Consider the following 23938-nt stretch of genomic DNA (forward strand, 5'->3'; position numbering starts at 1 on the left):
TAGTACAAATCGTACATGAACTTATTGAAAAAGGAAAGACTTTATCGCGTGAACTTGTTTGTAAAATTTCATGTGATTGTTACATTTTCTTGAATAGAATAACCCTGTTTGTTCCATTCTATAATTAACGGAGTGATAACATATAAAAAAGGAGGATGAAAATGGGTGGCCTGCAACGATTCGCTCTCGTTTTAACGATTATCGGCGCAATCAATTGGGGATTAATTGGATTTTTTCAATTTGATTTAGTAGGGGCCATTTTCGGTGGTCAAAATGCAGCTTTATCGAGAGTGATTTTCGGACTCGTCGGCATAGCCGGTCTCGTTAACCTCGGATTATTATTTATGCCTTCTGAACAACGGGAACACACACCGGAAACGGGAACCCCAAGATAAGTTTTTGTAATGAAAACTTGATAAAAAAAAGCTGTCCCAAATTTTGAGGCAGCTTTTTAATGTTTTCCATTGATTTTCAATCATAGCCCATTCATATAGATTGTAATTTATCCGAGTACTTTTTGAATTTTTTCAAAGGCCCAATCCAACTCTTCCTTTGTAATAACTAGTGGTGGAGCGAAACGGATCACATTTTCATGGGTTTCTTTACATAACAATCCTTCTTCCTTTAGTTTTTCCGTATAAGGGCGAGCCGATTCGAACAATTCCATTCCGATAAATAGCCCTTTACCACGAATTTCCTTAATAATCGGATTTTTCAATGTTCGTAATTTCCCCATGAAATACTGACCTAATTCGAGGGAACGTTCCGATAATTTTTCTTCAATTAACACATCGAGCGCCGCAATCGACACTGCACAAGCTAACGGATTTCCGCCAAAGGTCGATCCGTGTGAACCTGGATTAAAAACGCCTAAAATATCACTATCAGCTGCCACACACGAAATCGGGAACACTCCGCCACCAAGTGCTTTTCCAAGTATATACATATCGGGTACTACATCTTCCCATTCACAAGCGAACATTTTCCCCGTTCGCCCCAGACCCGATTGGATTTCATCAGCGAGAAATAACACGTTATTTTCACGACAAATCGTATATGCTTCCTTTAAAAATCCTTCAGGTGGGATGACAATTCCCGCTTCTCCTTGAATCGGTTCAATCAAAACGGCCACGGTATTTTCTGTAATAGCAAATTTTAAAGCTTCCAAATCCCCATAAGGAATAACTTTAATTCCTGGAAGTAATGGTCCAAAACCTCGTTTATATTCCGCTTCAGATGAAAGGGAAATCGCCGCAAGGGTTCGTCCGTGAAAATTCCCTTCAAAGGCGATGATTTCTGCTTTATCTTCCGGAACACCCTTTAAGTCATATCCCCATCTTCGTGCAGCTTTCAACGCCGTTTCAACAGCTTCTGCCCCCGTATTCATCGGCAAAACCATTTCCTTACCCGTTAATTTTGCCACTTTCTCATACCAAGGTCCTAATTGATCATTATGAAAGGCACGGGATGTTAATGTTATCCGCTCCGACTGTTTCACCAATGCATTGACGATTTTTGGATGCCGATGTCCTTGGTTTACCGCCGAATAGGCACTGAGCATATCCATATACCGATTGCCTTCCGGGTCTTCTACCCAAACCCCTTCCGCTTTAGAAATAACAACAGGAAGAGGATAATAATTATTAGCCCCATACTTTTCCGTCAATTCGATCAACTGTTTCGAGCGATTCATATAAACTCCCCCAATCCTTTAAGTTATCCATTTCAAATGCACCAATGTTCACACAATTGGATTTTCCCTTTTATTTTACACGAACTTTCACATCGTTGAAAGCGCAAACATAAATTATTCCGGGTCGAGGTTCCGGTTCCTTTGGCCCACCTTTGGCCAACATTCTCCTTTCGTTTTCTTTAAAAAAAGAGCCGTAACAAACGTTTACGACTCTCCGTTATTTTTTCATAGTTCGTTTGACACCAGATTGTTCGATCCATTCCTTCAATTTTTCCTTTAAAGGTTCAAAACCATGATCACCTGGGTTTTCTTTTAAACGGGTTTTACCTGTTTTTTTCAAATGAATGGTCATCGTTCCATTTTCCTCTTCTAATGCTTTTAATGACAAACTAATTTTCCCTGATTTTTCATCTACTGACAAAACCTTTACTGTTACTTCATCGCCAACATTGACATAATCTCGAATATTTTGAACGTAGCGATCGGTAATTTCAGAAATATGGATTAACCCTTGTTGATTATTTCCTATAGAAACAAAGGCACCGTACGATTGAATCCCGGTCACCCTCCCCTTTACAACCATTCCAGCCTGAATTAGGTCTACCATCAAAACACTCCTAAATCATGTATTTCATAATGATTAATTATAACATATGTTATAATAAGCAACAAAATCCCGATTCCAATACGAGCGATTTTTACGACGGATTCAGTCAAAATAAACGGTTTTTTTATAGTATCATTGAAAAATGATTGAATTTTTTAAAAAACGTTCAATTTATGAAACCAATTCAGGTTTCTCTATATGATATAATATATATATCTAAAAAGGGGAGGGATGCGTATGCAAACATTAGGTCAAAAAATTTCCTTTTATCGGAAAAATTTACGAATTTCCCAAGAAGAATTAGCTTTCCGAACGAGGACTGGCGTTCAAAAAATCCAATTGATTGAAAACGATCAATTAGTTCCGAGTAAAGAAATGCTTTTAAAATTATCGACCGTCCTTGAAGTTCCGGTAAGTGAATTGGAAATTGACCGAACCCATTCCGCCATTCATTGATAGGAAAGTTCCAACAAGAATTGTGTTTGGAGGATATTCAATGGAAAAAATGCCGTATGTTTGCAACAATTTTTGTACATTTCCTTTTACTTATCTGATTCGATCTAACATTTTGGAAGGGGGAAGGGATAAACGTTAATCTTTCGTTCTATTCAAAAAAGATTTTCCTCACCGATCCCATCCACCTTCCTCTCTCATAACAATCTTTCCTTTTCGTATTCTTTTCTTCCACAAGGAAAAAATATTTCATTATACAAAGAAATAAATAGGAAAAAACATGTATAAAAAATGGGGGAATGTCAATACTACTCATATAAGGCTTTCTCGTATTCCCCCTTTTTTGCATTGGACAAACATTTACGTTTGTCCTTTTTCTTTTTCCAAAAAGCAAAAACTGTTTTACCCTTTTTTATTTAATGTGATACGATGGGAAAAAGATGATCTAAGGGGGAAAATAATATGGATTTCGACAAAATCATTGAGCGAAAAAATACAGATTCCATTAAGTGGTGTGGAATGGAAAAAATTTTCGGTACAAATGATCTACTGCCAATGTGGGTAGCAGATATGGATTTTTCCCCACCGTTGGAAATACTCGAAGCATTAAAAGAACGAATAAATCATCCCGTGTTCGGTTACAGCATGTTGAAAGAATCGACTTTTACTACCATTCAGCAATGGATGAAAAAAAGATACCACTGGGAAATTTCAGAATCGTGGGTCTTACCAAGCCACGGTGTCGTTACATCGATCGCTTTTTCCATCCAAGCCCTCACAAAACCGGGCGATGGTGTGCTCATCCAAACGCCGGTATATGCACCTTTTTACCAAATGATCGAAGCGAATGATCGGGTCGTCGTGAAAAATCCATTGATTTTAAACGATGGGAAATACGAAATCGATTTTGATGATTTTGAAAAAAAATGTCAATCCGGTGTAAAACTTTTTATTTTATGTAATCCCCATAATCCCGTCGGACGTGTTTGGACAAAAGAGGAACTAGAAAAAATGGGATTCTTATGTGAAAAATATGGGGTGAACATCGTATCCGATGAAATCCATGCTGACATTATTTACAATCCAAATGTACATACACCCATTGCATCCATTAACGAAGATTTGCAAGGGCGAACGATTTCTTTATATGCACCAAGTAAAACCTTTAACATCCCTGGAATCCAATCATCGTTTATGGTAATAAGTAATGAATCCATTCGATTAAAAATACAAAAAACCCAACAAAAAGTTGGATTCCACGGATTAAATGTTTTTGCAAATACCGTTCTCGATGTCGCATATAAACATGGGGAACGTTGGTTAGAAACGTTAATTTCATATTTACAAAGTAATATCGAACTTGCCACCAACTATATACGTAAGGAAATTCCCGAATTGAAGGTAATTCAACCTGAAGGAACTTACTTGTTATGGATCGATTGTCGAGCAACTGGATTATCCGATGATGAATTGAAGGAACACCTCATAAAGAAAGGAAAACTTGCTTTAGAACCGGGGACGAAATACGGGGTTGAAGGAAGTGGTTTTGTCCGAATGAATATCGGTTGTCCAAAACCGATTTTAATAGAAGGATTACGTCGATTAAAGAAAGCATTCCAGGAATAATTTGCAGATATAAAAAATAAGTGATTCATTCCAAAACAATTCGTTTTTCAAAATTGGATTTTAAATTCGGTAAAATAGTAGGGCTGTTCAAAAAAAGTACAGCCCCTTTCTTGAAATGCGTATGATTCATTTCGGTTGCGGCGCTTTTCTGCGGACACAGCCTAGCTTTTTCGACTCGCATTGTTCGTGGGTCTTCAGCCCGTGCTGTTCCCTAAAGGATAGCCACCTTCCCTTTCATCAACTTAAGGACTGATCGGACAGTCCCATTTCTTACCTATAGGCAAGAGTTTTTTAAGAAAATCTAACTTATTTTTTCCGCGATAGGGATCGTTTTATCTCTTCTTCGATTTTTTGTAACCTTTTCTCTTCTTTCCTTGAACGTTTTACGATCCAAATAAAAACCAAAATGCACGCAATTAAAAACAGACTAAAAGAAATAGCCGCAGGAATATATTCCCTTTTATCTTCCGGAAAATAAAGGAAAAGCATTCCTATAACCCAATGTGCCAAACGAATCCCCCCATCCCTTTTCTTTATTCAAACACGGTCATTTTCTTTATTTTCACTTCCTCTAACGGTCGATCCTGTGCACCGGTTGGTAGAGAAGCAATTCGATCAACCACCTCCAACCCATCGATAACATGACCAAATACAGTATGGCGAAAATCCAACCAAGGCGTTCCTCCATTTGCCGCATAATAATCAATAACTTCCTTTGGATATCCGGCTCTTTCCATTTCCCCAATGAAATTTTCATTAAAATTTCGGTTCTGAACAATAAAAAATTGGCTTCCATTCGTATTCGGGCCTGCATTTGCCATACTTAATGCTCCGCGGAAATTAAATAAATTCTTGGAAAATTCATCTTCAAAGGTTTTTCCGAAAATACTTTCTCCTCCCGTACCAGTACCTGTCGGATCACCCCCTTGAATCATAAAATCCTCAATCACCCGATGAAAAATCACCCCATCGTAATATCCGTTCTTCGCATGGGTTACAAAATTTTTAACCGTTTTCTGTGCATACTCGGGAAACAATTTAAATGTAATGATTCCTTCCGTCGTTTCCATTTCAACACGAATTTCTCCATTTAGTACAGAAGATGTCAATTGTGGATACATTTGTTCGCCCATTTTTTCAACTCCTTAAAATAGTAAATAACCTATATTCGCCTTTGATATTATAGGAATTCCAACTCTTTTTCAACTTTCGAATGAAAAGTGGTCGATTTTTCTTTTATCCTGAGATGAAGCAAGATCCTTTTCATGTGAAACGCCCCGTTCCACAGTTTTCGATTCAACCTGAGGAATATGTAAAAATGCGGTCGAAACTTATTGGTAACTCCCAGATTGATTCCGGCTCAGATATTGGGAAATCGAGAAAATAATCATAAAAACAAATTCAAACAATTTTTAAATTTCAATCTAAAATGATAACCTTTCCATCCATTACTTTTCTTTTTATCAATGGAAAATTGCGTTATAATATTTAGGAAAACGAAATAATTTAAGTTTAAGAAGGTGATTGATATAAATGCAGAAAAAAGAAATTTGCTCATCTTATGGATAGCGAATTTTTTCGTAGCTTCAAGCATGACGATGGTTATGCCTTTTTTATCCCTGTATATTGAAACATTTGGTCATTTTAGTCCAGAATATGTACAACGTTGGTCCGGTTTTGTATTCGGTATTACCTTTGTTACAGCCTTTTTCATTTCACCTATTTGGGGGAGAATCGGAGATCAATTCGGATTTAAACCGATTTTATTAATTACAGGAACGGGTCTATCTGTAAGTTTGTTTTTTATGGGATTTATGGATTCCGTCATCGAACTGTTTTTTCTTCGTTTTTTTATGGGGGCAGTTACCGGATTTATCCCCACTTCCATCGCCCTTATTTCATCACAAACTTCAAAGAAACGAGCTGGAGAAGTATTAGGAACACTGCAAACAGGAAATGTTACCGGAACGTTATTTGGTCCCCTCTTTGGCGGGATGTTAGCCGATAGCGTTGGATTTAAATATACATTCGTTTATACCGCCTTTGCAATTTTCGCCGCTACGTTATTTGTATTTTTCGGTGTAGAGGAAAAAAAGAACAAGGAACAGACGTCGAAAAAAAATACGATGTCGAGAAAAGACGTGTTAAGTTTCATTTTTCAACATCGCGTTCTTTTCTCTCTAATGATTATCGCCCTTCTCGTACAAGTAGCTAATTTCACCATTCAACCACTTCTCGCATTATATGTTTCCGAATTAACGAAGGCGAGTGCAGTTGCTTTTCTTGCCGGACTTGCCTTTTCTGCTACCGGTTTTGGAAATCTAATTGCAACTCGAAATTGGGGGAAACTGGGAGATCGAATTGGCCATGAAAAGGTGATGATGATTTTATTACTGGGAGGAGCCATTATTTTTATTCCACAAGCCTTTGTGACAACCCTTTGGCAACTAATCATTCTCCGTTTTCTTTTCGGAATCATGATCGGTGGCATTATTCCTTGTACGACAGCCTATATTCGCCAAGTATCCCCCCTTTCTGTTCAAGGAGAGGTGCAAGGATACAGCACAAGTTTCCGTTTTCTCGGGAACGTCATCGGACCGGCTACAGGTGGTGTAATCTCTGGGTATATCGGAATTTCATCGGTTTTCTTCGTGACAAGTGCTATTTTGATCGTAGCCTTTCTCCTTCTAATTTGGAGTATGAGGAAGGAGCAAGAAAAAATTAAAAAAGGAAATTTTGAGCAAATAGTTAATCATAAATAATGACTTGAACAGCCGTATACGATTTGCGGCTTTTTCTTTTCCTTTTTTTATATACCATTTATAAAATCCACTTCAAATATCCGTTTTCAATAATTTTACAACATTCGTTTTTAAAATTTGTAAACTCGTCTTTCAATATTTAAAGGATTTTTCAAATTTGCATAGAATAATAGAAAAGGATTTATAATTCATACGGTAAGGGAGGGGATTCCTTTGACTATTCAAACATTAACCGATACGTTAGGAATTGAATTGGTTACTCTCGAGGAAGGATTTGTTACCGCTACGATGCCCGTGGATCACCGGACTCGCCAACCGCTCGGATATTTACATGGTGGTGCTTCCGTGGCTCTTGCAGAAACCGTTGCCAGTGTGGGAGCCTTTCAATTAATCGATCGTGAAAAGGAAATTTGTTTCGGTTTGGAAATTAACGCGAACCATCTACGACCGAAACGGGATGGAAAAGTTACTGCAGAAGGAACTGTTATTCACCGTGGTCGTACGACCCAAGTGTGGGAGGTAAAAATCAAGGACGAAAACAATCATTTAATTTGTATCTCTCGTTGTACCATTGCCGTTGTAAAAAAAGAACAGGAAAGGAAATAAAAGACATAAAAAAGGTTTCCAATAAATTTCCGGAAACCTCTTTTCAATCTTCATTTTATAAAAATTTACATCGATTTAAAATGACAATTTGTCAAATAAGAAAAATGCACATTTCATGTTTGTATTTTATGAGATTTTCCCACCTGTATCTTCAGGACTCTTTCGTTTCCCATATCCCACTTTTTCCCTCAAATCATCTCGAACACTTTGATCCCACATGTTCACACCAGTATAATAGGCCGCCCGATTGATTAAGTGACCGCCAACGGGAGATGTTAAAAAGATAAATACGATCGCTAAAATTAGTCTCGTATTTGTATGCCCTTCAGCAGCAAAATAGAGAAAAGTGCCAATCAATATAAACATAACGCCCAACGTTGCACTTTTACTCGCTGCATGGTTTCGCGTATACACATCTGGCAATCGTACCACACCGATTGCAGCAACAAGACTGAAAAAAGCTCCGATCAAAATAAACGCAAGAACAACAAACTCAAGAATTCCGGTCACGATCGAAAATGACCCCCTTTGCTAAAAACTTGGAAAATGCTGCCGTTCCAATAAATGATAAAATACCAATTAACAAAATGACATCGAGAAAGGCATTCGTCTCCATCACGATAGAAACGAGGGCAGTAATACTTACGAGGGTAATTCCAATTGCATCTAAGGCTACGACCCGATCAGGAATGGTTGGACCTTTGATGAGCCTGTAAACATATCCTAAAATTGAAAGGGATAACATCACTAAAACAGCATACAAAAGGATATTAAACATTATCGGCTCACCTCCAAAATTGCCTTTTCAAACGTATTTTTAATACCGTTTACGGCTTCTTCCACATCGGGTACATGAATGGCATGAATGTATAAAATATTTTTTCCATTTTCTTCAAAAACATCGACGACAAGGGTCCCTGGTGTCAATGTAATCAAATTGGATAAAAGCGTAATTTCCCAGTCTTTTTTCAATTCTGTTTCATAGGCAAAGATCCCCGGATGGAAATCGAGTTTCGGTTTTAAAACAATTTTGACAACACTAATATTTGCCTTCAATAATTCATACAAAAACAATAAAGTTAAGTAAATAACCGCCAAAACATTATGCAAATAAAAGCGGGAAGGGAAAAATCTTCTCATAAGGAAGATCATTCCTAAACCGAGTAAATACCCGATCAAGAAGGTAGACGGGTCGTAACTTACTTTTAAAAACATCCAAACAAAGGCGATAAATAAATTTAATACGATTTGAAAGGCCATGGCAATTTACTCCTTTAATACCGCTTCAATATAAATTTCTGGATTCATCAGCGTATCAACGGCTTGAGCAACATACGAATAAACAAATTCGGAACCAAAGCCGTACAATACAGCGATAACCGTTAAAAGAATCGCTGGAATTAATAATTTGTTGTACGAAATCGAATGTTGATCTGGATAATCCTGATCCTTTCCTCCCCAAAATCCGTAAATAAAGATTTTCATAACGGAATACAATACGAGTAAACTTGTCAGTAAAATGATCACCGAACCGATGAGCTCCCCTCTTTCCATTCCACCTTGAATGACAAGCCATTTTCCAACAAATCCACTAAAGGGAGGAATACCGGCGAGGGAAATGGCGGCGATAAAGTATACCCAAGCCAGAACCGGATAATCGTTGATTAATCCGTGAAATTTTTTTAAATTACTCGTTCCGGTAATGTTAACTATGATTCCAATCAATAAAAACAAAGCTGCTTTAATGATCATATCATGAATCAAATAGTAAACCGAACCGGTCATAGAAGTGGTCGTAGCAACAGAAATCCCATACAAAATGACTCCGATTGCTGTAATAATATTGTAGATGATAATCTTTTTGATATCCCAATAGGCAATCGAACCAACGACGCCGATCAAGACGGTCACAACAGCCAAAACGAGTAGTAAATCATGGGTATAACTTTGATCATGGTAAAAAAACAAGGAATAGGTTCTTGCAATCGAATAAATTCCCACCTTCGTTAATAATGCCCCAAGCAAAGTCATAACGGGTACAGGTGGCGCATAGTAAGAACCAGGCAACCAAAAGTAGAGCGGAAAAATTGCACCTTTTAATCCGAACACGATTAAAAATAAAATCGCTATCACGGTTAAAATACCGGGAATCTCCTCTAATAGCCCAATCCGTTGGGAAATATGAGCCATATTTAAAGTGCCAACGATGGAATATAAATAGGCGACGGCAATAACAAATAAAGAAGAGGAGATGACATTAACCGTTAAATATTTGATCGTCTCTCGTAATTGTATTTTCGTTCCACCTAATACTAATAACACATAGGAAGCCATCAACATGACTTCGAAAAAGACGAACAGGTTAAAAATATCTCCGGTTGTAAACGCGCCATTTACCCCTACGATCAAAAATTGAACAATCGGATAATAAAAGTGCTTTTCCCTTCCTTCACCGATACTATAAATGGAATATAAAATCACCGCAAACCCAATAATGCTTGTTGTAAGGACAAGTAAGGAAGAAAGCATGTCCGAAACGAGAGTAATGCCAAAGGGGGCTGGCCAACTACCGATATCAAGGGTTTGAATGCCATCCGTCGAAACATGATGAACGAGCAATCCGGCAATCATTACCGTAACCAAACTTGCTCCAACGGATATCCATCGTTGGATATTGATTTTTTTTGAAATAAACATCAATATTACTGCCGTAAGAAGGGGTACGAAAATTGGTAATACGACTAAATTATTCATTTCCATCTGTACCTCTCAGTTCATCCATATTATCTGTTCCAAGTTCTTGATATCCCCGATAAGCAAGGACGAGAAATAAGGCCGTCACTCCAAAGCTGATAACAATCGCTGTTAAAATCAAGGCTTGAGGGAGTGGATCGGTTACGGGGGTTCCATCTCCATTGACGATCGGCACCGCTCCCTTTTTCAATCCACCCATCGTCAAAATTAGCAAATGGGCTCCGTGGCTTAGTAAGCCTGTACCGATAATCATCCGCAAAATACTTTTCGAAAGCAATAAATACGTCGCACTCGCAAATAAAAATCCGATTAATATTGCCATGAGTAGTTCCATTATTCGCTCTCCCCTATCGTTTGAATAATGGTCAAGGTTACACCGACCACTACGAAGAAAACACCGAGATCAAACAAGGCAGCTGTATGGAGGGAAGTTTTTCCCAAAAGTGGAATGTTGAAGTAATCATGCACATGGGTAAAAAAAGGAACATTGAATAATAAACTTCCCCCTGCTGTCACAACCGAAATGAAAAGCCCGACAGCAATCAGCCACTTAAAATCGAAGGGGATGATTTTTTTCACCGTTTTTATATCGTAAGCGAGCAATAGCAAAATAATTGCCCCTGACGTCATCAATCCCCCGACAAATCCGCCTCCCGGTCGATAATGCCCTTCGAAGAAAAGATGGATGGAAAATAAAATGATGATAAAAAACACGACCTTCGACATCGTTTGTAAAATTAAATCCCCAGATCTCATCCTTCTTTCCTCCTTGCTAATCGAAGTTTAATTAAACCGTACACTCCCAATCCTGCGATGGCCAATACAGATATTTCAAACAAGGTATCGAAACCGCGGAAGTCTACTAAGATGACGTTTACCATATTTTCCCCGCCAGCTGGATCGTACGTATGGTCCACGTAATATTGGGATATGGACGGAAACAATTTCGTACTGTAACTAGAAATAGCAATAAGAGTAACAACGAGACCGACACCAACAGAAATTAAAGCATTGGTCAATTTAAAACGAGTTTTTTCCAAATGGAAATTTCTCGGTAAAAAGTAGAAACAAAGTAAAAACAAAGCGACAGATATGGTCTCGATTACTAGTTGTGTTAATGCTAAATCCGGTGCACGGAACAACACGAAAAAGAGAGATACCGCATATCCAACCGCACCGAGGGCAATGATCGATGTTAAACGGGACTTACTCGCCAAAATGGTCACCGTACCGATAATGACTGCCAAAAACAGTAACACTTCATACAATCCGATATCGGCCAAATTTGTCGATTCAAAATGGAAAGCATGTTTGCTCCACATCGTAAAACTCAAGATAGCGATAAAAAAGGTAAAAATATAGGCTAAATATGTCCGTATGTAACCGGTCATATGCGTTCGGATAAACATATTCGATCCCGTTTCAAGGGAAGGTAATAGGACATCGTATAATTGATTCAACGTTAATTTATTTGGAAATAGTTGATAAATCCGCGTCCATTTCCCTAATGTTAAATACAACAAAATTCCGATTATAATAACGCCAATCGTCATATATAACTCCGGTTGGAAACCGTGCCAATGACTAATATGAATTTCATCGATTGCAAACATCGGCATAATTGTTTCCACAGCTGGTGCAATGATACGATCCGATAATATATTCGGGAAAAAACCGAATATAACGACAAGGGACGCCAAAATTACCGGTGAAATGAGCATACCGAAAGGCGCTTCGTGGGGAGTTTTCGGTAATTTCTCCCGTTGAACTTGTCCGCCAAAGGTTTTCCAAAGGAGAATCATGCTGTATACGAATGTAAATACACTCCCAATCCAAGCGATAACAGGAAATAGGAAACCAATTGAATCGAATCGGAAAATATCCATTTTTACTACCCGAAGCATTCCAGTGAAAAACATTTCTTTACTTAAAAATCCATTGAATGGCGGGATTCCAGCCATGGAAAAGGTGCCAATGAATGCGATCGTAAAGGAAACAGGCATAATCGTCATCAATCCACCTAAACGACGAATATCCCTCGTCCCCGTTTCATGGTCTATGATTCCGGCCACCATAAACAAACTTCCCTTAAAGGTCGCGTGGTTAATTAAATGGAACACGGCGGCAATGGTTGCAACAATAAACAGTTGATTATCGTTACCAAAATGTACTGCTCCAGCACCGACACCTAACAAACTCATAATCAACCCGAGTTGGCTGACGGTTGAATAAGCTAAAATTCCTTTTAAATCCGTTTGTTTGATGGCGTTAAAGGAGCCCCAGAACAAGGTGAAAATTCCGACACCACCGACGAGCCATACCCAATATCCGTTTGCATCGTAGGCAAAAATCGGTGTCATCCGAGCAACTAAATATATACCAGCTTTAACCATCGTAGCTGAATGCAAATACGCACTAACCGGTGTCGGGGCTTCCATCGCATCAGGCAACCAAATATAAAAGGGGAACTGGGCCGATTTTGAAAATGCTCCGAGCAAAATGAAAATCATCGCCGGAAGAAACAACGGATGATTGATAATCGTACTCGTGTTAGCGACCATTTCCTGAATGCTAAAGGTTCCGGTCATAATATAAAGTAGAATAATTCCACCTAGTAAGGACAGTCCACCGAAAACGGTAATAAGCATCGACTTCTGAGCACCGTATCGGGATCGTTCCCGATGATGCCAATAACCGATTAAAAAGAAGGATGAAAAACTCGTAAATTCCCAAAACGTGTATAATACAATGAGATTATCGGATAAAACGACACCGAGCATGGCCCCTAAAAACAAAAGTAAATACACATAAAAGGCATTTAATTGCTCCTGATCCTTCGATAAATAGTAAATGGAATACAAAACGACGAGGGAACCGATACCGGTAATCAATAGGGCAAAAAGTAGACCTAATCCGTCAATTTTTGCCGTAAAATCAACATTAAGTGATGGGATCCAAGAAACGGACTGTACAATCCCTTCTCCTTCTTTTACTTGAGGAAGAAACTGTAGGAAATATATGAAAAGAATAATCGGAAGTAGGAGAACAAACCATCCTGTATGAATTTGTCTCAACCGTTTATAAATATATGGTACGATGATTGCAAATAGAAAAGGCGATAAAATCGCTATATGTAAAACAGACAAATGATACCCTCCTTTTTACCCCATTATGTATGGAAACGTGTATTAAGAAAATCGTTGTATTTTATTCTTGTAACAATCGAACAATCCTTCTTCGTGAATCCCCGAATCAGCTCATACCCTCATAACAACAATGTACATTATACTATAGTTTTCATTATATCGTAAGACCTGCCCGATTTCATAAAAGAGGTTTTGCTTTATCTAATAAATATACCATATATTTAGAATGAAAAAATAAGAACATTTTTCAACTTTTGATTATAAAAAGGGGGATATGGAAATTATATAACTAACCATCTATACAAGAGGAGAGCCCGATGAAAAAACAAATAATCTATTCCATCTTCCTCTTTCTTCTCCTTTTTTTCAGTGCTTGGATCATGAATGAACAGGATGAAAAGCGAAAAAACATAAGTGTTAATCCTCCCCCTTCCTCCAATGAATTTGGTTTACAAATCAAGGCGGAAAAAAAGGGGAAAGATGTGGTTCAAGGTCAAAAAAGACGGTTCGCACCAAGGGAATATGTTAAATTAAAAGCCGAATAAATAAAAAAGGCCTCATTTTGAACATGAGACCACTTTTTTCCTCTCTAAATGGAAATGGTGTACAATTACCAATAATACGGCTTATTCCCTACTCCATATCCGTAGTATGGGGGATACGGTGGATAATAAGGAGGATAGTACGTATAAGGACGCGGTCGAATTAACGCACTTCCTAAAACTCCGCCGAGTAATCCCCCGAGGAATGGCCCTCCAATAAATGGAGCTCCGAAAAAAAACCGATTAGGGTGAATATTTCCAGGACCCGACATATAGGCACCTCCATGTTGAAATTTATCCGCATAATATGTATATGTATTGTCTGCATCATTTGCATGGGCACTCGTCTTCCAAACTTCATTTCTAGAAAAGGATTTGTGAAATGTTCCTAATGATTAATTATCGATAAAAAACTAGGTATAAAAGTGGAAATCACCCACCGTCCTTCTTTTACCATGAAATTGTAAAATACCCTATTCAATCTCCCTTTAGGAAAAACAAGGGGATCTTTTTTAACCAACCGTTCATCCGTTCAATATCTTTCGAAAAAATTCGATCACGACTAATTTTCGGAACAATTTTCCGCGCCTCTTCATAAAATTGTTTCGTCATAGATGCCATTTTATCTACTCCCCGATATTCAAGTGCTTGCAAAGCACAAATACACTCTATCGCTAAACAGGTACGAACATTTTGAATAATTTCATAAGCGTGTCTTGCTGCAGTAGTTCCCATACTTACATGATCCTCTTGGTTTGCCGATGAAGGAATTGAATCGACACTGGCAGGGTGGGCTAGCGTTTTATTTTCGGATACAAGAGAAGCTGCACTGTATTGTAAAATCATTAGCCCCGACTGCAAACCGGGATCCGGACTTAAAAAGGGTGGGAAATCATTTAATTGGGGATTGACTAACCGCTCTGTCCTTCGTTCCGATATATTGGCTAATTCACTCATTCCAATCTTCAAAAAATCCATTGCAAAGGCAATCGGTTGACCGTGGAAATTACCTCCAGAAATAACCTTATCTTCCTCGGTAAAAATCAACGGATTATCCGTTGCCGCATTCATCTCAATTTCTAATTTTTCTTTCACATAATTTAATGTTTGCCAACTTGCCCCGTGTACTTGCGGAATGCAACGAATCGAATAGGCATCTTGGACCCTTTTTTCCCCTTGACGTGTTGTTAGGTGACTATCCGACAAATATTGCCTAATGCGTTTAGCGACCTCCATTTGTTCCACATATCCCCGTACTCGATGAATGCTTTCATAAAAAGCATCGATAATTCCTTGCAAAGCCTCGATCGTCAATGATGCAATGATTTCGCTTTGATAAGCTAATTTTTCTGCTTCTAAATAGGCGATGGCACCGATTGCTGTCATAGCTTGGGTACCGTTAATTAATGCTAACCCTTCCTTTGCCTCCAGTTGAATCGGTTCCAGTTCTTCCCTTTGATAGGCTTTACATGTTGGCACTCGCTCTCCCTTGTAAAAAACTTCCCCTTCTCCGATTATCGTTAAAGCGAGATGGGATAAGGGTGCTAGATCCCCACTTGCCCCAAGGGAACCTTGTTGAGGAATGACAGGAACAATCCCGAGATTTATGAATTGTAATAGGCGTTCTATAATAACGGGACGCACACCGGAATACCCCTTTAATAAAGCGTTGGCTCTAAGTAGACAGATTGTTTTAGCAATCGTTTCCGGAAACGGTTCACCAACTCCACTGGCATGGGATAGAATTAAATTTTTTTGTAACTCTTTCACATCCTGATCTTTAATTTTTACATCGCTTAATTTCCCGAAACCTGTATTAATCCCGTAAACGATCTCGCCGTTTTGAACAATCGAATCGACAGTATTTCTACTTTCTTCCACCCTTTCCCAACTTGCTGGTGATACATCCACTTGTTCTTTTTCAAAAATCACTTGACGTACCTTATCAAGCGTTAAATCATCTCCCGTTAAAATGACCATTGTTCTACCCCCTTATCATATTAACAAACTAAAGGGGCATAGCCGTTGATTTGGCTATGCCCCATATGAATATACGATTCCTTGTTTTGATGAAACCTTTTTCATCGCCATCACATCCGAAACACATATATTTTTATTGTTCGGAATAAACCTTTTTTCTATCGTATCGAGGGGAAGAAACGATGTCAATATTTTTAAAATATTTCATTCGACATTCCAATTCGTTTTGGAAAAATATTTATCAAAACAAAGAAACTATTCTCAAAAAAAAAGCGGTTTTTGCTAACGACGAAAAATCAGATCTTTCTTCTTTTTTTTCTGTTTTGGAGTGACTACTGTTTCAACGAATGGCGGTAAGTTTCCAGGTTTCACATAAATCGCTTTTACATGGGACAGGTTACTGAAACAAACTGGGCAATACCACTTTTCTTTCAAGTTTGCACTAAATGACGGTTCAAAACAACGATTGCAATGTTTCATATACATGTAAAAATCCCCTCTTCATTTGAATTTTCCAACATCTAGTTCTAAATCAATACCTTAATTATGGAAAGTCAACTACTTGATTTTGACTTTAGGTTTTGCTATTCCCCTTGGCTGCTGATTATTTACTAAGTTGATATAACAAAATTCCTCCACTAATAAACATCATTTCATATAATTGGAGATGAAAATATTCCGTCTCGGTGGTGAATAATTTAGATCCACAATTGAAAGAACCCAGCCCAATGTTCCATGGACATTGAAACTCACTTTCCTTTCCCATCTTGAATGGAAATAGAACTGTAAATGTTAACTGTTCCGATTCTCCACTATTTAACGGACGAGCGAAATCAGGGGAAATGGGTTGACCAAAAACATGTATTAAGATTTTTTCATCGAGGTCTTTTCCGCTTATTTTAAAAAAGAAGCAGGGAAGATTTTCCCCGCCACCGTTTACCCTTTTTTAATAATCTCCATTATGTGCCTTTTCATTGGATTCAATATATCCGTCATCTCTTAAATCTTCATCGGTAATTTCTTGACCATCCCATTGGGTTGCTTCGAAGGAGATGGTAATATCTGCCCGGTCACCTTGGAATTTATTTTGGACAAAGCTTCCGTCTGGATTTCTTTCATCGTTATCCATAAATTCAATTTTCACTTCTAGTATATCCACGTCAGACGGATCTAGTGGAATACCAGCATACTTTACATTTTGTACCGATGCTCCATTGATTCGATTACTTTCCGCATCGATATACCGCCTGTCAACCGTATTCCATAATTTCATACGGGCTTCATCAATTTCTTCTTGACTTGCAGGTTTTGAGCTATCCCCATAAACCGTACCGGATGCCAAGTAAAAGTCTTTTAACGTAACTTCTGCAGACTCGGGAATAATATTTACTGGATAATTCGTGCCACCTTCTGCACCGACAAGAATCACACTTACCTTAAATTGATCGAGAAACTCCAATACGTCGTTTTCATTCCAAGTATCTAAATCGTTAGCACCCGGATCGTCATCATCCCTTGGAGTATAATCAGTAAATTGTACATCTTCAATCGCCATTAATACTTCTTTAATCGCAAGGGTTCCACTATTTACAAACTTGATTTTTCGTTCAATTGAATCTCCTGGCTTTAAATTGCTCACTTCAATCGTATAAGGTTGTTTACCGACTTTTTTCAAATCTAAATTCAACGTTCCTGCTTCTACGGAGGCATCTGCATTTTCGATATCATTAAAGGCAGCCCATGTTCCACCAGTAATTAAGGAAATTCCTAAGATGGCGGAAAGAGCACCAGTCGTTAATTTCCTTTTAAAACCCATCTTTTCCCCTCCTATAAATAAACGTTATAAAGTTTCTTCATTCCAATGATGATTTTTAATCATTTTCCCTTTCTTCACCAGGCATTTGTGTTGCTTCAAAATTCAACTTAATCGTTGCCCCTTCACCTTGATATTTATTCTGTTCATACAGTCTGGAATTCGGGTATCTTGTATCGTCTTCTAAAAACTGTAATGTGATAGTAACATCGAACGATTCCCCTGGTAAAAGTGCTGCTACCCCTTCACCTTCTACTGTCATTTTGTGATCTGAAAGATTAGATAATTCCGCTAATGAATAGAACCCGTCATATACATCACTAGATAAAACGACTTGGAATTGATTTAAAAAGTCCTCTAGCGTATTCTCCCCATTGTCAGGCAAATGACCATGTAATACATCTTCCCAGCCTTCAACATCGATATTCAATAAGATTTCATCGATGGCCAATGAACCATTGTTCGTAAATGTTAATGTTTTCGTAATATAATCTCCTGGTTTCATGTTGCTTAAATCAAACAATGTTTCTGGATTGACGACTAAATCTAATGTCCCTGCTGCAATATAGTTATTTGTTGTTTCCACATCGTTGAATGCTGCCCAAGTACCTCCTCCGATAAGTGTTAATCCGAGGGCACCGGTTAAAATGCCTAAACTCATTTTCTTTTTAAAACTCATATCAATTCCTCCTCATATTTTTTTCACCCACAAATGGGTATGTATGTGAACCCCGTTTTCGGGGGTACATCCTACATATTTTTCGGTGCTTCTGTTGCCTTTTCATTTTTCATTTTTCCTTCTATTTCCTTAATCGCTTGACGGATCATGATTATTGAATAACCGAGCAACAAAGCACCGGGAATGATCAATAAAATCGCTGTTCCGATTGGTGTACTAGCAAATTTCAAAAGATAACCTACATAAGGAATCGTCATTCCTGTGTATTTTGCTAAGACGTTATCCGAAATGACAAGATTCGAGTCAGGATCTTCGTTATTGTCTCCTTTTGTTTGATAAAAAACTTTGCCGCTTTGATTCAACACATCAACGATACGGTGTGTTACGATTTGATTGCCTTCGTAAACAAAGGTAATAATATCCCCTTCTTTTACAACCGTTGGATCTTCAAGTTTTTTCACGATAATAATGGACCCTGTATCAAACGTCGGTTCCATAGAACCTGACAATACGATTTTTAATTGATAACCAAATAGTTCCGGTTCTCCTCCAGAAGCCCGAGAACTGATTACGATTACCGTTAACATAATCAATGTTGCGATGAGCAGCCCGTATAAAACATTCCCTGTAATTTTTATGATTTTTTTCAACTTGCTTCACCTCCAATTTGGGTTAGGGGTTTTGTTCTCCGATAATTCCTTCATCCTCTGTTTCTTGGGACGGGTTATTTTCATCCGGTTCATTTTCTTTTTCAAGTTCATCTTCTGGTTCGTTCTCTTCTTCTCCAACCGGTTCATCTTCTGATTCGTTAACTTGTTCCACTTCTTCCATTTCTTCTTCCACTTTTTCTTCCTCTTCTACTGTTTGCTCAGAATCGAAATCATCTGATGACTCATTATTTTGTTCCGTCTGTTTTTCCTCCGTCATCTCTGAATCAGTCGATTCTGATTCTTCCATCGGTTCCTCACTATTCATTTTTTTCTTTTTACAATCGGTTACTTTAATCGTTTCACTCCATAACTCTCCTTTTCCGGGATGTCCAGGTCGTTGATAAACTTTGAATTTATAATTCCCATTCTTCTCAGCAGCAAAGGTTAATGTTGCGGTTTCTCCACTTTCAAGGGGGGGAACTTCTCCTTCTCCCACCTTTTCACCCTTTTTCGGGTTTCCTTTCTTTACAAAATACACTTCATAAGTACTCGGCCCTTCCATCCCCTTAGAATCTTTGCCATTTTGGATCGTAGCCCATATATTTTTACAAACCCCACCTTGATCGATAAAACTTAGAGAACTTTTATCCCAAGAATCTTCTTCCCCATCATCCGAATCCCAGTTAACATGTACAAATCCATGGGTATTTTCCATATCATTAAATAGGGCGTTCGTAGATTCTGATAATAAAACTCCACTGATGATTAAGAGATAACAAAGGGAAGAGACAAGATAACCAATAACGAATCCTTTTGATTTTTTATACTTTCTTGTTCTAGAAACTCGAATTGTCCTCACCTCATTTGTTTCTTATTAAGAACAGCCTGGCATGAATAATCGAAAAGTATGAACAAGATGGTCAATACTAGGACGAGTTCTTTCAAACGTACAATTTGTTCTTTTTATCGAACCTTTATGCATAGTATAAACTAGGCTGTAAAGGAAATAAAATAACAGAATTAGCCGAATTAGTTTAATTTTTTTACATTTTAAGAATATATCTTTAATATTCTCCGGATATCTTAATATTCTTACATTTTACTAATGATAAGAAAAGCAAATAGCAAAAATTGAAATATTTGTTCTTTATTACGAATTATTTGTTGTTTTTATGGATATATGAACCACATGTGATTAGTGTGAAAGGATTAAACAAACAAATTTGACAATAATTTCTATATTGTTCATTCTGAAATTGAATAGGAGAGGCTGCGAACCCTAGGTCTCTTGCACGGGTAGGATCAATATACGGTGGTTCAATGAAGATCATTGACTCATCAAAATATTAGGAGATTATAGACTTCATGACAATACAATAGGACATTTACCGATCCTTACTTTTTACCGATTCTTTTGGAAGAATTTTTTTTCTGAATAAATATAATGTGATTCCACCAATAAGAAAAAATCCCCCATACAATAGCAATTGATAATATGCGGTTGCAGTTGATGGCAATTCAAGTCCATCCCTTTTCGGGTTATAACCTTCAATTGGGAGTATGCCTCCTAGTGAGCCACCTTCTGCATAAAATTTAAATTCCACTTCGGTAAACAAACCTTGATATTCATTTCCTAATTCCATTGGAAAAAGAACAGTTAATTCCAATATTTCATTTTGACCGCTTTTCAAATCTCTTTTTTCCAATCCATCAAATTCAGACATTTTTCCTTGAAATAGGATTTCTGATTCCCCTTTAATAGTTAATTCTAACGCGTTATATAGTTTCGTTGAGCCTGCTGTTTTCTTACTCGATACGATATATTGAAAATCATTTTGACCAGTATTTTTAATTTCAACTTCGCGAACCGCCCAATCACCGGGCTTCAAATTTTTCAAATTGAAAATTAATGTCTCCGGTTTCGTTTGAATATCAATTTCTTTTGGTGCTGTTTCCGATGTCGATTCAGCAAACACAATGTTTCCTAAAAACGAGAACATAAGACTAAAACACAACAGAAAGTAAGCAATTTTTTTTACCATGGATTTACCCCTTTTTCAAAATTCTATCCACTCCTCATTCCCGTGAAGGTGGAGTTGATTGGTCTAAATTCAAATTTTGATTTTTTTGTTGTTTTTCCAATTCGGAAAAAACTCTCCGTAGCATAATGACCGAATAAATAATAAGAAGAACCCCGGGTAAAATTACTAAATATAAAATTCCATTCTTCGATTGGGCAAACTGTACAATATATCCTAAATATGGGATCGTAATCCCAGTATATACAGCTACTACATTTTGTGATCTAACCGGATTTAAATCTTCTGAATCGTTATTATCTCCTCTCGTTCGATAAAGAACTTGATCACCATTGTGTATAACCTCCGTAATTCTATGGGTAACTAATAGGTTATTTTCATTGATAAAAGTAATAATGTCATTTTTTTTAAATTGGTCGGTCTTTTCAACCGGTTCAACGACAATGAGCGAACCCGTCTTAATTCCCGGTTCCATCGATCCAGAAAGAACTGCTTTTAACTGATACCCAAAAAAATTCGGTTCACCTCCCGTTAACTTCGCAGAAATTAAGAAGAATAACATTAAGATCAAAATTCCAAACATGAGGATCGTTATAAAATTGCTAATCCATTTCCGAATCGTTTTCCATTTCATTCAATCTCCCCCTTTTAGTCATTTTTTTCTATTTATTTTCTACTTTTCCTCGATTCGATTGAACAGGATGATCTTTAATTCCATTTACATTTTCTCCATTCGAATCCTTTGATTCTGTTCCGTCCATTCCTTTTTCTTTTTAATTATCATCTTCAATTACTCCAGCATCCAGCTTTTCTCCTTCGTTTTCTTTCGATTTTTTCCCTCCTATTTCACTTTCGGATGATTGTTTTTCCGTATTATTCAAATCGTTGTCGTTACGTTCCTTACTGGGAATATTTATTTTGTCATTGACTTCTTCTCCTAGTTGTTCCCGATGATCTTCATCACATTTGACGACCACTTGTTCACTCCATATTTCTTTTACATTTCTATTTTCCAATCCAAGTGTCTGATACACTTTAAAAACATAGATCCCTTCTTCCTGTACCTGGTAAGAAATTTGAACAATTTCATCCGAATTTAATGGGTGAATCATTCCTTCTGCAATTTTCTTACCATTTTTTTTCAGATTTCCTTCAACGACATAATATACTTCAGATGATGCTCCAGTCATTGAATTCCCGATATTTTGAACATCAACCGAAATGAATATTGGAAGACAACCTTCCTCATTTTCAAAATTCGTTCCAATTATTTTTAGCTCACTTTTTTCCCACCAAGTTTTACTTTGAACTTCAAAGGACGTTTCTTCCCTTTTGATAAATTCGGCCTTCGTACTAGAAGTTAAAAGGGCTAAAATAAAAATCGTTACGTAGAAGATTACAAAGATTTGGGAAATCAAGCACATTTTCTTTATTTTTCTTTTTATGGTTCGATTTTTGCTACTACAAGATTTCCGCACCCTTTGTCCTCCTAATAAACGTTATTTATTATCGTCGAAATATCCGTAACAAAAATATTCCCACGATAATAAACAATGTGGAAAGGTAAGCATGAACTTACCTTTCCGACTTGATTTTTATCGTCTTTCTCCTTCTTCTTGTTCAGCTGTAAATTTCCATTCAAGTTGTAAAGTATCCCCTTGGAAAATATTTTGATCTTCCCCATTATCTACGAATTCAATCATCACAACTAAGTAATCCGATTCACCAGCAGGAATTCCGTCCACTTTACGTTCCCAGAAAAAATAGTCTTCTAATTCAACCGCCAATTCTTCAACGGTCATTTCCGAAAGTTCCTTGATTGTTTTACTTGAAACAACGGTATAGGAATCATCATCCAACCAATGTTCCGGATGACCTAGGTTCCTTATAAAATGAACCAAGAAATGTTCGCCCATGTCCTCCGAACCGTTGTCACCCTTAGCGTCGATTACTTCATAAGAAGTGTCTAAAAGTACTCTCGCGATGTCCAAAGAACCGGTATTTTGCAATTCGAAATAACGTTTCATATAATCTCCAGGTTTTAAATTGTCCACATTGAAGATCACGGACGGTTCGACAGTAAGATCTAACGTACCGGCTGCAAATGTGTTGTTTGACGTTTCCACATCATTGAAGTAAGCAAATGTTCCCCCACCGACAAGTGAAATTCCGAGTGCTGCTGAAATAATTCCAAGACCTAGTTTCTTTTTTAAGCTCATTTTTCTCCTCCTCAAATTGTTTTTTTCTTTTTGTACCTATGTACATAGGAAATACCGGTTTGTTCTTTAACAAGAATATTTACTGTTCTCATTAAAGAACATGTATTTACAGTATACGGGTAATTAAATTGTTTGAAAAGGTTTGAAATATAGCATATTTTCTTTATAAAGAACGTTTTTTTGGTTTTTTCTATGTTTTTCTCAATATATCTTATAATATCTCATTATTTTGTTTTTTTAAAAGAACGTCTAGTTTGCATCTGTTTTGCAAAATCGTTTAATAACTGAACAGCTATAAAAAAAGAAGCACGGATCTTTCCTGCTTCTCTTCAAACGCTCCTTTTCATTTTTTTGTATAATACTCAATCA

The 23938-nt window shown here is 37.4% G+C and carries 27 protein-coding genes; 6 read left to right on the plus strand and 21 right to left on the minus strand.

Going from position 1 to position 23938, the window contains the following annotated elements:
- The first annotated feature begins 161 nt into the window (after positions 1-161).
- Complete coding sequence (locus OE105_RS09475; RefSeq protein ID WP_275419940.1) at positions 162-395, plus strand: DUF378 domain-containing protein; 234 nt, start codon at positions 162-164, stop codon at positions 393-395.
- Positions 396-502: 107 nt separating this feature from the next.
- Here OE105_RS09475 and OE105_RS09480 read toward each other — a convergent pair whose 3' ends face one another.
- Both OE105_RS09480 and yugI read right to left on the minus strand, forming a co-directional pair.
- Positions 503-1693, minus strand: a complete 1191-nt coding sequence (locus OE105_RS09480) for an ornithine--oxo-acid transaminase (protein WP_275419941.1) — start codon at positions 1691-1693, stop codon at positions 503-505.
- Between the two features lie 217 nt (positions 1694-1910).
- Positions 1911-2300 carry a S1 domain-containing post-transcriptional regulator GSP13 gene (gene yugI, locus OE105_RS09485; protein WP_275419943.1) on the minus strand — a complete coding sequence of 130 codons (390 nt, stop codon included), beginning with the start codon at positions 2298-2300 and terminating at the stop codon, positions 1911-1913.
- A 237-nt stretch (positions 2301-2537) separates the two neighbouring features.
- On the opposite strand from yugI, the gene OE105_RS09490 reads away from it, so the two are divergent.
- Both OE105_RS09490 and OE105_RS09495 read left to right on the plus strand, forming a co-directional pair.
- A complete protein-coding gene (locus OE105_RS09490; protein ID WP_275419944.1) occupies positions 2538-2756 on the plus strand; it encodes a helix-turn-helix domain-containing protein in 219 nt (72 codons plus the stop codon).
- Positions 2757-3215: 459 nt separating this feature from the next.
- The gene (locus OE105_RS09495) at positions 3216-4379 is read left to right on the plus strand and encodes a MalY/PatB family protein (RefSeq protein WP_275419945.1); all 1164 of its coding nucleotides are present in this window, start codon (positions 3216-3218) and stop codon (positions 4377-4379) included.
- Between the two features lie 306 nt (positions 4380-4685).
- On the opposite strand, the gene OE105_RS09500 is transcribed toward OE105_RS09495, so the two are convergent.
- Complete coding sequence (locus OE105_RS09500) at positions 4686-4889, minus strand: hypothetical protein (protein ID WP_275419946.1); 204 nt, start codon at positions 4887-4889, stop codon at positions 4686-4688.
- A gap of 23 nt (positions 4890-4912) precedes the next feature.
- Complete coding sequence (locus OE105_RS09505) at positions 4913-5500, minus strand: peptidylprolyl isomerase (protein ID WP_420842596.1); 588 nt, start codon at positions 5498-5500, stop codon at positions 4913-4915.
- A 408-nt stretch (positions 5501-5908) separates the two neighbouring features.
- Here OE105_RS09505 and OE105_RS09510 point away from each other — a divergent pair, with 408 nt between their 5' ends.
- Entirely contained in the window at positions 5909-7141 is a 1233-nt protein-coding gene (locus OE105_RS09510) for an MFS transporter (protein WP_275422154.1), read from the plus strand.
- A 213-nt stretch (positions 7142-7354) separates the two neighbouring features.
- Positions 7355-7747, plus strand: a complete 393-nt coding sequence (locus OE105_RS09515) for a hotdog fold thioesterase (protein ID WP_275419948.1) — start codon at positions 7355-7357, stop codon at positions 7745-7747.
- A gap of 126 nt (positions 7748-7873) precedes the next feature.
- Here the strand turns inward: OE105_RS09515 and mnhG are convergent, their stop codons facing one another.
- From mnhG to OE105_RS09550, 7 genes are read right to left on the minus strand one after another with little or no spacing between them, the layout of a single operon-like run.
- Positions 7874-8257 carry a monovalent cation/H(+) antiporter subunit G gene (gene mnhG, locus OE105_RS09520; RefSeq protein ID WP_275419949.1) on the minus strand — a complete coding sequence of 128 codons (384 nt, stop codon included), beginning with the start codon at positions 8255-8257 and terminating at the stop codon, positions 7874-7876.
- Positions 8241-8525: a Na(+)/H(+) antiporter subunit F1 gene (locus OE105_RS09525; protein ID WP_275419950.1), complete on the minus strand. Its 285-nt coding sequence runs from the start codon at positions 8523-8525 to the stop codon at positions 8241-8243. Before OE105_RS09525 ends, mnhG begins: the two co-directional genes overlap by 17 nt.
- A complete protein-coding gene (locus OE105_RS09530; protein WP_275419951.1) occupies positions 8525-9007 on the minus strand; it encodes a Na+/H+ antiporter subunit E in 483 nt (160 codons plus the stop codon). The genes OE105_RS09525 and OE105_RS09530 overlap by 1 nt, the downstream gene beginning before the upstream one ends.
- Before the next feature lie 6 nt (positions 9008-9013).
- A complete protein-coding gene (locus OE105_RS09535) occupies positions 9014-10501 on the minus strand; it encodes a Na+/H+ antiporter subunit D (RefSeq protein WP_275422155.1) in 1488 nt (495 codons plus the stop codon).
- On the minus strand, positions 10494-10835 hold the full coding sequence (locus OE105_RS09540) for a Na(+)/H(+) antiporter subunit C (RefSeq protein WP_275419952.1): 342 nt from the start codon (positions 10833-10835) through the stop codon (positions 10494-10496). The genes OE105_RS09535 and OE105_RS09540 overlap by 8 nt, the downstream gene beginning before the upstream one ends.
- Positions 10835-11257, minus strand: coding sequence for a Na(+)/H(+) antiporter subunit B (locus OE105_RS09545; RefSeq protein WP_275419953.1), 423 nt, complete (start codon positions 11255-11257; stop codon positions 10835-10837). Before OE105_RS09545 ends, OE105_RS09540 begins: the two co-directional genes overlap by 1 nt.
- A complete protein-coding gene (locus OE105_RS09550) occupies positions 11254-13647 on the minus strand; it encodes a Na+/H+ antiporter subunit A (RefSeq protein WP_275419954.1) in 2394 nt (797 codons plus the stop codon). Before OE105_RS09550 ends, OE105_RS09545 begins: the two co-directional genes overlap by 4 nt.
- A 317-nt stretch (positions 13648-13964) precedes the next feature.
- On the opposite strand from OE105_RS09550, the gene OE105_RS09555 reads away from it, so the two are divergent.
- On the plus strand, positions 13965-14192 hold the full coding sequence (locus OE105_RS09555) for a hypothetical protein (protein WP_275419955.1): 228 nt from the start codon (positions 13965-13967) through the stop codon (positions 14190-14192).
- 65 nt (positions 14193-14257) lie between these two features.
- On the opposite strand, the gene OE105_RS09560 is transcribed toward OE105_RS09555, so the two are convergent.
- The 10 genes from OE105_RS09560 to OE105_RS09605 form a co-directional block, all read right to left on the minus strand.
- The gene (locus tag OE105_RS09560) at positions 14258-14461 is read right to left on the minus strand and encodes a hypothetical protein (RefSeq protein WP_275419956.1); all 204 of its coding nucleotides are present in this window, start codon (positions 14459-14461) and stop codon (positions 14258-14260) included.
- Positions 14462-14666: 205 nt separating this feature from the next.
- The gene (hutH, locus tag OE105_RS09565; RefSeq protein WP_275419957.1) at positions 14667-16169 is read right to left on the minus strand and encodes a histidine ammonia-lyase; all 1503 of its coding nucleotides are present in this window, start codon (positions 16167-16169) and stop codon (positions 14667-14669) included.
- Between the two features lie 946 nt (positions 16170-17115).
- A complete protein-coding gene (locus OE105_RS09570) occupies positions 17116-17985 on the minus strand; it encodes a TasA family protein (protein WP_275419958.1) in 870 nt (289 codons plus the stop codon).
- A gap of 55 nt (positions 17986-18040) precedes the next feature.
- Positions 18041-18661: a TasA family protein gene (locus tag OE105_RS09575; RefSeq protein ID WP_275419959.1), complete on the minus strand. Its 621-nt coding sequence runs from the start codon at positions 18659-18661 to the stop codon at positions 18041-18043.
- Between the two features lie 71 nt (positions 18662-18732).
- A complete protein-coding gene (gene sipW, locus OE105_RS09580; RefSeq protein ID WP_275419960.1) occupies positions 18733-19311 on the minus strand; it encodes a signal peptidase I SipW in 579 nt (192 codons plus the stop codon).
- Positions 19312-19333: 22 nt separating this feature from the next.
- A complete protein-coding gene (tapA, locus tag OE105_RS09585; protein WP_275419961.1) occupies positions 19334-20170 on the minus strand; it encodes an amyloid fiber anchoring/assembly protein TapA in 837 nt (278 codons plus the stop codon).
- A gap of 526 nt (positions 20171-20696) precedes the next feature.
- Positions 20697-21353 carry a TasA family protein gene (locus OE105_RS09590; RefSeq protein ID WP_275419962.1) on the minus strand — a complete coding sequence of 219 codons (657 nt, stop codon included), beginning with the start codon at positions 21351-21353 and terminating at the stop codon, positions 20697-20699.
- Between the two features lie 34 nt (positions 21354-21387).
- The gene (sipW, locus tag OE105_RS09595; protein ID WP_275419963.1) at positions 21388-21984 is read right to left on the minus strand and encodes a signal peptidase I SipW; all 597 of its coding nucleotides are present in this window, start codon (positions 21982-21984) and stop codon (positions 21388-21390) included.
- Between the two features lie 139 nt (positions 21985-22123).
- Entirely contained in the window at positions 22124-22828 is a 705-nt protein-coding gene (tapA, locus tag OE105_RS09600; RefSeq protein WP_275419964.1) for an amyloid fiber anchoring/assembly protein TapA, read from the minus strand.
- A 117-nt stretch (positions 22829-22945) separates the two neighbouring features.
- Positions 22946-23569 (minus strand): TasA family protein, encoded by a 624-nt coding sequence (locus tag OE105_RS09605; protein ID WP_275419965.1) that lies wholly within the window; start codon positions 23567-23569, stop codon positions 22946-22948.
- Between the last annotated feature and the right edge of the window lie 369 nt (positions 23570-23938).

It is taken from the genome of Fervidibacillus halotolerans, from assembly GCF_026547205.1.
Classification (GTDB): domain Bacteria; phylum Bacillota; class Bacilli; order Bacillales; family Caldibacillaceae; genus Fervidibacillus; species Fervidibacillus halotolerans.

Bases quoted from the DNA above. Each gene is read 5' to 3' on its own strand.
- hutH (WP_275419957.1), bottom strand. From the start codon at position 16,169: ATGGTCATTTTAACGGGAGATGATTTAACGCTTGATAAGGTACGTCAA.
- OE105_RS09505 (WP_420842596.1), bottom strand. From the start codon at position 5,500: ATGTATCCACAATTGACATCTTCTGTACTAAATGGAGAAATTCGTGTT.
- OE105_RS09555 (WP_275419955.1), top strand. From the start codon at position 13,965: ATGAAAAAACAAATAATCTATTCCATCTTCCTCTTTCTTCTCCTTTTT.
- OE105_RS09590 (WP_275419962.1), bottom strand. From the start codon at position 21,353: ATGGTAAAAAAAATTGCTTACTTTCTGTTGTGTTTTAGTCTTATGTTC.
- OE105_RS09475 (WP_275419940.1), top strand. From the start codon at position 162: ATGGGTGGCCTGCAACGATTCGCTCTCGTTTTAACGATTATCGGCGCA.
- OE105_RS09575 (WP_275419959.1), bottom strand. From the start codon at position 18,661: ATGAGTTTTAAAAAGAAAATGAGTTTAGGCATTTTAACCGGTGCCCTC.
- OE105_RS09495 (WP_275419945.1), top strand. From the start codon at position 3,216: ATGGATTTCGACAAAATCATTGAGCGAAAAAATACAGATTCCATTAAG.
- OE105_RS09605 (WP_275419965.1), bottom strand. From the start codon at position 23,569: ATGAGCTTAAAAAAGAAACTAGGTCTTGGAATTATTTCAGCAGCACTC.
- OE105_RS09570 (WP_275419958.1), bottom strand. From the start codon at position 17,985: ATGGGTTTTAAAAGGAAATTAACGACTGGTGCTCTTTCCGCCATCTTA.
- sipW (WP_275419963.1), bottom strand. From the start codon at position 21,984: ATGAAATGGAAAACGATTCGGAAATGGATTAGCAATTTTATAACGATC.
- OE105_RS09490 (WP_275419944.1), top strand. From the start codon at position 2,538: ATGCAAACATTAGGTCAAAAAATTTCCTTTTATCGGAAAAATTTACGA.
- yugI (WP_275419943.1), bottom strand. From the start codon at position 2,300: ATGGTAGACCTAATTCAGGCTGGAATGGTTGTAAAGGGGAGGGTGACC.
- OE105_RS09560 (WP_275419956.1), bottom strand. From the start codon at position 14,461: ATGTCGGGTCCTGGAAATATTCACCCTAATCGGTTTTTTTTCGGAGCT.
- OE105_RS09480 (WP_275419941.1), bottom strand. From the start codon at position 1,693: ATGAATCGCTCGAAACAGTTGATCGAATTGACGGAAAAGTATGGGGCT.
- OE105_RS09525 (WP_275419950.1), bottom strand. From the start codon at position 8,525: ATGTTTAATATCCTTTTGTATGCTGTTTTAGTGATGTTATCCCTTTCA.
- OE105_RS09535 (WP_275422155.1), bottom strand. From the start codon at position 10,501: ATGAATAATTTAGTCGTATTACCAATTTTCGTACCCCTTCTTACGGCA.
- OE105_RS09530 (WP_275419951.1), bottom strand. From the start codon at position 9,007: ATGGCCTTTCAAATCGTATTAAATTTATTTATCGCCTTTGTTTGGATG.
- OE105_RS09540 (WP_275419952.1), bottom strand. From the start codon at position 10,835: ATGGAACTACTCATGGCAATATTAATCGGATTTTTATTTGCGAGTGCG.
- OE105_RS09545 (WP_275419953.1), bottom strand. From the start codon at position 11,257: ATGAGATCTGGGGATTTAATTTTACAAACGATGTCGAAGGTCGTGTTT.